The organism is Herminiimonas contaminans, assembly GCF_015645465.1.
In the GTDB taxonomy this organism is placed as follows: Bacteria; Pseudomonadota; Gammaproteobacteria; order Burkholderiales; family Burkholderiaceae_D; genus Oxalicibacterium; species Oxalicibacterium contaminans.
On the sequence record NZ_JADOEL010000030.1, the window covers coordinates 1 to 9,883 of the forward strand.

Genomic DNA, 9,883 nt, shown 5'->3' on the forward strand with positions numbered 1-9,883 from the left:
CGCTGGTCGGGCGCCACAAGAAATTGGAAATTGACGGACGAGGTGTGGCTCAACCCGGAACGGGCTACACCTGAAATATCGAAGTTAGCTGCTTGAAGTGACGCGACAACTTCGTTGACAACTACCGTTGAGGAACGTCGGTCGGCTCAGGCTGGCTCAATAGTTTCAGCACGTAGATGACGTCAGACGGTATTGGAGTGATACCAATGTTTGGATATCTCTCTCGGAGGAACTGGTCACGAACTAATTATGCTTACGTTCGGAACAGTTTGATCCGCATTTCCAGCATTTGTAGTACGGGCCGTAGCGACCATTCGAAATGTATGTCTCAGGCCCCCCGCATCGTTGACATACATCGCCGATGCCTTGAAAAGCACGCCATAATTTCCATATATTTCTAGCAGTCCACACAGCTGCGACCAGTGCAGCTGCTTTACCGGCGTAGACCATATAACTACCGAATTGCGATATATACGGATTGTCTTCTGATTGATAACCGAAGCTATGCAAGAAGTAGCTTGCTATTAGCAGCACAACGGGACCGGCATACAAGTTGAAGTACAACCTGGCGTTATTGAACATAATAAGTACTCACCTGTTTGTGCATTAATGGGGATTGGCGCATCACTTGAATTCAATAACACGAACTTGTCTTTTATCTTTTCTGGATTCTCGCCACACTTCGATTCTGAATTGCTGACTTGGAGGAAATTTAGGGGCTGGATCAGATAAACGTGTCGGGCTTTTGCCAAGTGCTATAGATGTCGGAATTAATTCGGTCGTTTCCAAAGGGAGCATATTTGTTGCGGAAACAAAGGCGCGTTTTCAAATGCACCTTGAAGATCACGAACAAATTCTGGAACGGCCTCGCTTTCCTCTCCGAGAATGACACGCGCCTCAATCATCGCCTGCTCAACAGTAACTTTTCCATTTTGCACTTTCACAAACAAACGTTGCAATTGCGTCAAAGACCCACTATTTTTACGAATCTTTGTCTTGACGTCGCTTGCCACGAAAGGGAGGGCTGCGCGCTTCGCTAAATAATCACCCGCTGATTTGACCTGATTTGAAATGATTTCTAGGCCAGACATGAATGAGCCGTAATTCCCAATGCCCATATATAAAGCATAGAGCAACACGGCAATTTTTCCACCGCCTTTTACAGAGCCTTCCTCGACATTTAAGGCAATCGAGTAGTCTGGAAGAAGAAGAGTACTTTCTAAGTACGCTTCCCATTCATCGAAGAGCTGCATGGAGTAGATTTCGAACTCATCTCGAGGCATGCTTGGCACGGCAATATAAAAATCTGTTGTACCAAGATCGATCATCGTTGAAATTTATAAATTGAATTTTTGCAGTGAAGTATAGGATAGCCACACAACAGAGAGGTGTCGAAAACATGTTCAGAGGTTCGACATTCATCGCACAATAAGACAGCGCATTTGTTCTTGTATGAATATTCTCGCGCAAGCTGAACAATATAACTGTGAGATTGATAAATGCCATCCCATATTTATGGGAAGGCGAGCCTGTATCGGCACATCAAGGAATTCAAGCAGTTGACCCGTCCGTGGCAAACTGACATTTCTATGGCAGAGTGTAGATCGGATCTTTATAAACCGATCGTTGACTGCAGGGTCGTTAAAACTTTACCCCAATCGGAAAGACCGACATCCAGTAGTTTCATCGTCAAGTGCTCAAAAGTTTTGCCTTCAAGATCTTTAAGTCGATCTCGCAAGCGAACTTTTTCTTCTGGGGGTAACGTCGACTCATCAATTCTTTTTGCTATTAGTTGTCGGATCGTGTCTTCATGAATACGAATTGTCACTGTGCCGAGAATTGCAGATACGCCTCCTTCGTCTGCAAGAAAATCAATACCCTTTGCATTGATTTTGGGCCCAACGGATATAAAGTCTCCACTTAAGGCTTGCGTAAGCCCCGACTCAACCAATCCCAGTTCCTCAAGATAAAGCAAATTCGCAACGTAGTTGTCTTCTGTTTGTTGGTCAATACCTTTAAAAAGGTCACGCACTCTGTGCGGATACGCATTAGCCATTTTATTCAACAGTTGATTTTGGAGTGCTCGATCAATTTTTATTTTTTTACTATCTACGCTTCGTTTTAGAAATGCAGTGGATTAATTTGCTGATCAAGTTAGGCTATTTCACTCGACCAAATTGAAGGGCATTCAAAGAGAGGCTGCATCAAGGCCTTGGGAAGGTGAAAATGTACGGCGTCCAGCGATATCATCAGCAGCTTGTGAATATTCGCATGAAGGTTGCCACCGGTTCGCAAAGCAAAGTTGCCACCTAGTCGCATCTCAACGTTGCCACCGATTTGCGTTTAAGATGATAGGGTCGCTGGACTTGTATAGATGTCTGGTTTCGACTCAAAGCGGACGTTTGTTTTTTCATTCAATAGCATGTCAACTTAGCGCATGCCGCGAATTGTAGATCCGTATTATTATTCCCAATTAGTTTATTAATTCTTAGAAGCCGATGAACAAATATGAAGCCTTGTCCCTTGGCATGTCAGCCCTCGCCCTTGCTATTTCGGGTGCGACTGGCTATTTCCAGTACCAATCAAGGCAAGATGCCGTCGAGGAAAAAATAAAAGTTGAATTAAAAATGATGTTCGAAAAAAGTCCGTTGAATCCACTGGATTTAAGAATGTTAAGTGGCGTAGAAGAGAGGGAAAATCTTCAGCCCGCTGTTTTAATTACAAATCTTGGAAGCACTACCGTTCGAATTCTCGAAGCAGGCTATCAAGATTTTGATTTGCCCAATCATGCATTCTACGCGGGCACTGAACAGCCACGGACATTGTCGCCCGGTGAGCAAGCGATATTCCTTATTTCCGATATCGTCAAAGTTAATAGACAACTGGTTGATGACATCAAGTTAGGCGACGAGAAAAATGCGAAAATATTTGCCGTTTCTACAAAAGGAAATCGATTTGAAGCGCCTGCAGTTATTGAGGTTGCTAAATAGGGCAACATCATTCAGAGGGGCGTAATAAGTCTTAGCATTTATGTTGTCTATGGTTAGCAGCGCAAGGTCGTCAAACGTTCGCATTCAAGTCTGCCAAGATATCTAAGTTGAAATGAACGACCGCTTTCGACGGCGGTTTCAACCGGTGGATGCAACAGATTGATAAAACCGTTGAGCCGGTGTTTCGTAGTTTAGTGTTTTTCTTGGTCGTTCATTCAATCGTCTTGCTACAGCATTGAGTTGTGCCTGCGAATAGCCAGAGAGATTCAACCCTTTAGGGAAGTACTGCCGTAACAGTCCGTTGGTATTTTCGTTTGATCCTCGTTGCCACGGGCTTCTTGGATCACAGAAATAGACCTGGATATCAGTCGCTAGTGTGAAGCGCTTGTGGTCAGCGAGTTCTTTGCCACGATCCCATGTCAGTGACTTATACAGTTCTTGCGGTAGTTTCCCTGCATGCTTGATGAGCGCATTGACCACCGTCTGCGTATCTTTCCTATCGATCTTCACCAGCATGACATAGCGCGTATGGCGCTCCACTAGCGTCGCAATCTGACTGTTCGCACTTCCGCATAGCAAATCGCCTTCCCAGTGACCCGGCACAGCACGATCTTCCACCATCGCAGGCCGCTCGCTGATCGATACGGCATCGCTGATCTTGCCGTGATTGTCTGTCTTCTGGGTGTGATGAAGGGAGCGAGGCATGACTCGAGTGCGTCTCAGGTGCTCTGTCAGTTCCTTCTTCAAGGCACCGCGTGTCTGTATGAATAAGGTTCTGTAGATGGTTTCGTGAGACACCTGAAACTCCTCATCATCGGGATGGATGTGTTTGAGCCAGCCGGCCACTTGCTGTGGAGACCATTGCTGGCGCAGCTTGTCGGCAACCATACTGGCTAGCGGTCGATTCTGCAGGAGCTTACAAGGTTTAGGGCGATGCGCTCGTTCCCACGTGGCCTTGTCTGCATCAGCTGCTCGGTAGCTTTCAACACCGCCGTTGCGGTTGAGTTCGCGACTGATTGTCGATGGTGATCTGCCTATACTTCTGGCGATGGTATGCATAGAGTGACCTGCAACGATGGATCGAGAGATCTCTTCGCGTTCAGCTAGCGTTAGTGATCTTATAGAGCGGGTACGGTGCGGCGGCTTGATGCCGCCACTTTCTGCAAGTATCCGCTGCACGGAGGAATGATTGCGGTCAAAGAGCTGTGCGATCTGCTGAAGAGATTCTCCCTTCTTCCAGCGTTCCCACATTACAGCCTTCTGACTATCGGTATAGATGATCCTTGTGCGACGCTCCATGACACACTCCCGCTATCTGCATAGCCTTTAGTGTGTTGCATCCACCGGTTGAAACCGCCGCCAAAAGCGGACGGTTAATGATGCCGGCCGTCAGCGCCAGTATATCGCCTCGAAAGAGCCGTGAAATAAGAAACGTGGTCGCGGACACGAAAAAATCGCGAAACTTAGCATGGCGCGGAAAAGAATGCGTACTACGCCGCCGGTCACTCGGAATTTGATTTCTTCCGCATTTCCTTAGCCATAGGCAGTAAACGCGGTAGGTAAATATACCGCTCATCAAACATGCTTGTGAAAGATAGAGGCCACGCCACTTCCAACGTGGCCTCTATCAATTTGGCCCTGAGAAATTGAACCAATTAAATAATTAAAAAATATTTACTCGCTAATCCCAGCAACATTTCATTCAAGCGCACAACAAATCCGGCGGGATCTTTGAGTTTGCCAACCGTCAGCTATGGTAAGAGCAGTGTCTTTAAACTTTCATACCTGATATCCATACAACTCTATATACGCGCGAAAGTTTGGCTGCAAAACTATGCTCAGTCAGTCGCTATGCATTTCATATAGGCACGCAATTTCTGTAATGAACTCGTAACAATCGAGCATTAACATTGCCTCATTCGAATTCGTAATCAATCAACTTGATTGATTACAAATAGAAATCAGAGGGGTGCAAGCCATGATTCAACTTAATGATGTATCGGTACGCTACGGCGATACCTATGCTTTACGTTCTACCTCGCTCAAACTCCACAAGGGACAGTTCACCGTTCTCCTTGGGGCGTCTGGCGCGGGCAAGTCGACGCTGCTTCGATGCATCAACATGATGTGCCAACCCAGCGCTGGCACGATTGATGTCGTTGGATTGGGGCTGTTGCAAAACAGACGTGTATTGCAGGCACATCGTCGTCAGACCGGTATGGTCTTTCAACAGCATCAACTCATCGCTCGTCGCACTGCTTTGCAGAACGTGCTGATGGGCCGCCTAGGTTATCACACCACACTTCGCAGTCTTTTCCCTTTATCGCAAGAAGAACAACGAATCGGATTGCGAGCGCTGGATCGTGTCGGTCTATTGCATAAAGCACTTACGCGTGTCGATCAATTAAGCGGCGGGCAACAACAGCGCGTTGGGATTGCCAGGGCATTGACGCAGCAACCAAAACTGATACTCGCCGACGAACCCGTCGCCAGTCTTGACCCGGCAACCTCAGAGAAGGTGCTGGAAATCCTTCGTCAAATCTGCAAAGAAGATGGCATCTCTGCAGTGGTCAGTCTCCATCAAGTCGATCTTGCACTCAAATATTCAGACCGAATCGTTGGACTTGCCCACGGCAAGGTGATGTTCGACGCGGTTCCGACCGATTTGAATGAGAACGTGTTGGCAGCACTGTATGACGCCAAACCATCTACCGTTTCGGAAGTACCGACCATGCCGTTCGCTTCAATCTTAAACTTATCAATGTAAGGAATGACAATGAAATCAATATTTACGGCTTTGCTGCTCTCGGCAATCACGTTGTTGAGCGGTGCCGCGACTGCGGCTCCCAATCCTGATCCAGAGACCTTAAAGGTAGCTTTGCTGCCGGATGAAAACGCATCTACTGTCATCAAAAACAATAAGCCTTTGGAGTTGTATCTTGAAAAGGCACTAGGCAAGAAAATCGAGTTGATTGTAACGACTGATTATTCTTCGATGATAGAAGCTATGCGTCACGGTCGTATCGACCTGGCTTACTTCGGCCCCTTGTCTTATGTGCTGGCACGTCAGAAAAGCGAGATTGAACCTTTTGCTGCGATCAAGCAAAAAGGCAGCACAACCTATCAGGCTGTGTTGATCGTCAATACTGGCGCCGGTATCAACAGTATTGCGGATATTGCCAACAAGGACGTGGCCTATGGTGACAAAGCTTCGACATCAAGTCACTTGATTCCGAAGTCCATGCTTGCTGAAGGTGGGCTTTTGGCCGGCACACAATATCGCGAACATTTTGTCGGTGCGCACGACGCCGTGGCGTTGGCAGTGCAAAACGGTCATGCCCAGGCAGGTGGTCTCAGCAAACCGATTTTCGAGGTGTTGGTTCAACGCGGCATGATTGATCCCAACAAGGTCAAGGTACTCGCGGAATCCAAGCCATTTCCACAATATCCGTGGACGATGCGTTCCAATTTGAAGCCTGAATTGAAAGCCAAAATTCGCACGGTGTTTCTTGAGATGAAAGATCCGGAAGTGTTGAAGCCTTTCAAAGCTGAAGGCTTTGGCCCGGCGTCTGACAAGGACTACGACGTCGTTCGCAACCTAGGCAGTCTGCTCAAACTAGACCTCTCAAAGTTTTAATCATTTGAAAGCACTCAATGCAAGCTGAATTCAACGTTGTGCTGGCGCAGCATCGACAGGGCTGGAATCGCTCATTCATATTTGTCGCGGCTACTTTTGCAATCATCTTTTTTTGCTGGTACTACGTTGATTTATTCAACTCCGAACGTTTGGGTGAGGGCATTCCCAGCCTGATCAGTCTGATGGGAGAAATGTTTCCCCCAAACTTCGCGCAGCTGCGTAGCTGGATCAGTCCATTAGCGGATACGCTTGCCATGAGTGTCGCCGGTACGTCAATCGCAGTGCTGCTATCTCTTCCATTGGGCTTTCTTGCAGCGCACAATACTACCCCTCATCCGCTGGTGTACCACTTTGCACGGACCTTGCTGAATGGACTGCGCTCAATTCCAGAGCTGATCATGGGAATTATTTTTGTCGCGGCAGTCGGTTTTGGTGCCTTGCCTGGCGTATTGGCCTTGGCGCTGCATTCAGTTGGCATGATCGCAAAATTCTTTGCCGAGGCAATCGAACATACCGATCAGGCACCAATTGAAGCCGCTCGAGCGGCAGGCTGCAGTCCGCTTCAAGTAATCTTCCATGGCGTTCTACCGCAGGTACTCCCGCAAATGGCTGATACCGCCATCTATCGCTGGGAATATAACTTCCGCGCTTCGACGGTAATGGGGATGGTTGGAGCAGGCGGCATCGGGTTTGAACTGATGGGTTCATTGCGCATCATGCAGTATCAGGAAGTATCGGCCATTCTTATCGTCATTCTAGCCATGGTGACGCTGGTCGATGGATTCAGCGGTTTTCTTCGTAAACACTTCAAATAACTTTAAACATGAAACCTAAAATTGTAATCACGCATTGGGTACACCCTGAAATCGTCGAAATGCTGTCGTCTGTTGCGGAAGTCGTGACTAACGACACGCTTGAAACATTACCGCGCGAAGAATTGCTGCGTCGATCAAAGGATGCAGATGCCGTCATGGCATTCATGCCTGACAGTGTTGACGACAGCTTCCTCGCCGCTTGTCCGAAATTGAAGATCGTTTTTGCAGCGCTGAAAGGCTATGACAATTTCGATGTCGATGCATGTACAAAGCGCGGTGTCTGGTTCGGTATCGTGCCGGACTTGTTGACGGTGCCAACCGCAGAGTTAACCGTAGGCCTTTTGCTTGGATTAACGCGCCATGTCATGGCTGGTGACGATCATGTCCGAAGCGGGACGTTTCATGGCTGGCGACCGAAGCTTTATGGTGCTGGCCTGGCTGGCAGCACCATAGGAATAATCGGAATGGGACGCGTAGGAAAGGCCATTGCCAAACGACTGTCCGGATTTGAAATGAACGCCGTTTACTGCGACAGCGTTCCGCTCAATCCTGTCGATGAACAAGCATGGAATGCACGGCAAGTATCATTCGATGAATTGCTGACTTGCAGTGATTTTGTTGTTCCCATGCTTCCCATGACGTCTGACACTTTCCATTTGATCGATGCTCATGCAATTTCTAAAATGAGGCGTGGAAGCTATCTTCTTAATACATCGCGTGGCTCCGTTGTTGATGAAAATGCGGTGGTAGAGGCTTTGAACCAAGGTCATTTGGCAGGATATGCTGCCGATGTATTTGAAATGGAAGAATGGGCACGCCCAGACCGCCCATTGACGGTGCCACAAGCCTTGCTCAACAATCGGACGCAAACACTTTTTACCCCTCATGTGGGCTCTGGCGTAAAAAAAGTACGGCTGGAAATCGAGCGATATTCTGCTCACAGCATTCTGCAGGCTCTTGCCGGGCAACGGCCTGACGGTGCTCTCAATGAACCACTTAAGGCATCAGTCGCGGCGTGATCGATTTAGAAAAGCTGGAGACATTCCTGACAGTCGCGAAGCATGGCGGATTTCGCGGAGCCGCCATGCATCGTGGACTTTCACAATCGACATTAACGCAACATATCAAACAGCTGGAGCGATCTTTAAATGCCGTATTGATAGACAGAAGCAATGCCGTAAGCAAACTCACAACCGAGGGGCAAGCGTTACTGCCTTACGCGCAGATGCTGATCGATATTTCTAAAAAGGCCAGCGATCTGTTCCGCAGGTCATCGCTGACAATCGGAGCAAGCTCTAACGTCGGAATTTATTTGTTACAGCCCTATTTGAAGGAATTTCAGCGGCGTTCCGGTGTCAAGCTGGATATTGTCATTGCCGACAACACAAGTATTGCTGATAAATTGCAAAGACTGGAGATTGACGTCGCCGTCATGGAATGGTGGGACAGCCGGTCGGGATTTACTGCAAGCATTTGGCGGTCCGAAGAACTGGTGTTGATCGTTCCCACATCCCATCCGTGGGCAGGCCGATCTACTATCCAACTCGAAGAGTTGGATGGCATTGAACTGATCGGTGGAGAGAAAGGGACGGGAACCGGCCGCATCATTGAGAGAATGTTGGGTGCTAGAGATTTGCGTATTAATGTAGCGATGCAACTTGGCAGTACCGAAGCCGTAAAACATGCGGTTAAGGCAGGTCTTGGCGTCTCAGTGGTATTGGCGGGTGCAGTCACGGATGAAGTTTTGAGTCGCCAGTTTAATGTCTTGCGTATCGACGGAGACACTCTACAAAAAGATATTTACGTCATACATCGCAATTGCACTTCGGCTGATTCCGTCGAAAGCAAATTCGTAGACTTCCTGCGACAGTAGCAGTGCGCTTTGCGAAGCATAAGCCGCGCAGCATTTTGATATCCTCTTCTGAAAAAATTCAGTCCACGTTATTGCTAGGGAGACACGGATTTAATCACTGAGTCTCCCAACCGATTTGCACGCGTAAATGTAGTATCAAAATAATCATCAAGATTGCCCTGAAATGATGCCCACGCCGCGAGCCGAGCCAGCTTTTCGTAAGCCGAATACTGGAAGAAGAAAAAACGCACGCGCCGCTAGATCTTCCCAGGGAAGATGTAACAGGTGGTGCCGTTCGCGGGCTGCTCCAATACAAGGGCAATTACGGGCAGTCCATTGAAATACTATAGTGCGATAGTGGCGATATCGACATCCAATCAAGTTTATAAATACACCCAACTCAGAGATATGAACTTCCATAGAATTTATAGAAAAATATTTATTCTTCAACGTCCACTTTGGGTGGCGGTTTCAACCGGTGGATGCAACAGATTGATAAAACCGTTGAGCCGGTGTTTCGTAGTTTAAGGTTTTTCTCGGTCGTTCATTGAGTTGTCTGGCAACAGCATTCAATTGAGCCTGCGAGTAA

General features: G+C 47.7%; 9 protein-coding genes and 1 pseudogene. 6 read left to right on the forward strand and 4 right to left on the reverse strand.

Annotated elements, in window-relative coordinates; translation table 11 throughout:
• Positions 1-770: 770 nt before the first annotated feature.
• Together IXC47_RS18880 and IXC47_RS18885 are read right to left on the reverse strand one after the other, a co-directional pair.
• Positions 771-1,328 (reverse strand): hypothetical protein, encoded by a 558-nt coding sequence (locus tag IXC47_RS18880; protein WP_230089663.1) that lies wholly within the window; start codon positions 1,326-1,328, stop codon positions 771-773.
• A gap of 284 nt (positions 1,329-1,612) precedes the next feature.
• Positions 1,613-2,056 (reverse strand): hypothetical protein, encoded by a 444-nt coding sequence (locus IXC47_RS18885; RefSeq protein ID WP_195876712.1) that lies wholly within the window; start codon positions 2,054-2,056, stop codon positions 1,613-1,615.
• A 442-nt stretch (positions 2,057-2,498) separates the two neighbouring features.
• Between IXC47_RS18885 and IXC47_RS18890 the strand changes: the two genes are divergently transcribed.
• The gene (locus IXC47_RS18890) at positions 2,499-2,990 is read left to right on the forward strand and encodes a hypothetical protein (RefSeq protein ID WP_195876713.1); all 492 of its coding nucleotides are present in this window, start codon (positions 2,499-2,501) and stop codon (positions 2,988-2,990) included.
• A gap of 138 nt (positions 2,991-3,128) precedes the next feature.
• Here IXC47_RS18890 and IXC47_RS18895 read toward each other — a convergent pair whose 3' ends face one another.
• A complete protein-coding gene (locus tag IXC47_RS18895; protein WP_011872570.1) occupies positions 3,129-4,289 on the reverse strand; it encodes an IS30-like element ISHar4 family transposase in 1,161 nt (386 codons plus the stop codon).
• A gap of 679 nt (positions 4,290-4,968) precedes the next feature.
• On the opposite strand from IXC47_RS18895, the gene phnC reads away from it, so the two are divergent.
• From phnC to IXC47_RS18920, 5 genes are read left to right on the forward strand one after another with little or no spacing between them, the layout of a single operon-like run.
• Positions 4,969-5,757: a phosphonate ABC transporter ATP-binding protein gene (phnC, locus tag IXC47_RS18900; protein ID WP_011872571.1), complete on the forward strand. Its 789-nt coding sequence runs from the start codon at positions 4,969-4,971 to the stop codon at positions 5,755-5,757.
• A gap of 9 nt (positions 5,758-5,766) precedes the next feature.
• Complete coding sequence (gene phnD / locus IXC47_RS18905; protein ID WP_011872572.1) at positions 5,767-6,627, forward strand: phosphate/phosphite/phosphonate ABC transporter substrate-binding protein; 861 nt, start codon at positions 5,767-5,769, stop codon at positions 6,625-6,627.
• Positions 6,628-6,644: 17 nt separating this feature from the next.
• Positions 6,645-7,442, forward strand: a complete 798-nt coding sequence (phnE, locus tag IXC47_RS18910) for a phosphonate ABC transporter, permease protein PhnE (protein WP_011872573.1) — start codon at positions 6,645-6,647, stop codon at positions 7,440-7,442.
• Between the two features lie 8 nt (positions 7,443-7,450).
• On the forward strand, positions 7,451-8,461 hold the full coding sequence (locus IXC47_RS18915; protein ID WP_011872574.1) for a phosphonate dehydrogenase: 1,011 nt from the start codon (positions 7,451-7,453) through the stop codon (positions 8,459-8,461).
• A complete protein-coding gene (locus tag IXC47_RS18920) occupies positions 8,458-9,315 on the forward strand; it encodes a LysR family transcriptional regulator (RefSeq protein WP_011872575.1) in 858 nt (285 codons plus the stop codon). The genes IXC47_RS18915 and IXC47_RS18920 overlap by 4 nt, the downstream gene beginning before the upstream one ends.
• Before the next feature lie 450 nt (positions 9,316-9,765).
• On the opposite strand, the pseudogene IXC47_RS19615 reads toward IXC47_RS18920, so the two are convergent.
• Positions 9,766-9,883 (reverse strand): annotated as a pseudogene (locus IXC47_RS19615) (IS30 family transposase); the annotation flags it as partial.

Bases quoted from the DNA above. Each gene is read 5' to 3' on its own strand.
- phnD (WP_011872572.1), top strand. From the start codon at position 5,767: ATGAAATCAATATTTACGGCTTTGCTGCTCTCGGCAATCACGTTGTTG.
- phnE (WP_011872573.1), top strand. From the start codon at position 6,645: ATGCAAGCTGAATTCAACGTTGTGCTGGCGCAGCATCGACAGGGCTGG.
- IXC47_RS18880 (WP_230089663.1), bottom strand. From the start codon at position 1,328: ATGATCGATCTTGGTACAACAGATTTTTATATTGCCGTGCCAAGCATG.
- phnC (WP_011872571.1), top strand. From the start codon at position 4,969: ATGATTCAACTTAATGATGTATCGGTACGCTACGGCGATACCTATGCT.
- IXC47_RS18890 (WP_195876713.1), top strand. From the start codon at position 2,499: ATGAACAAATATGAAGCCTTGTCCCTTGGCATGTCAGCCCTCGCCCTT.
- IXC47_RS18885 (WP_195876712.1), bottom strand. From the start codon at position 2,056: ATGGCTAATGCGTATCCGCACAGAGTGCGTGACCTTTTTAAAGGTATT.
- IXC47_RS18895 (WP_011872570.1), bottom strand. From the start codon at position 4,289: ATGGAGCGTCGCACAAGGATCATCTATACCGATAGTCAGAAGGCTGTA.
- IXC47_RS18915 (WP_011872574.1), top strand. From the start codon at position 7,451: ATGAAACCTAAAATTGTAATCACGCATTGGGTACACCCTGAAATCGTC.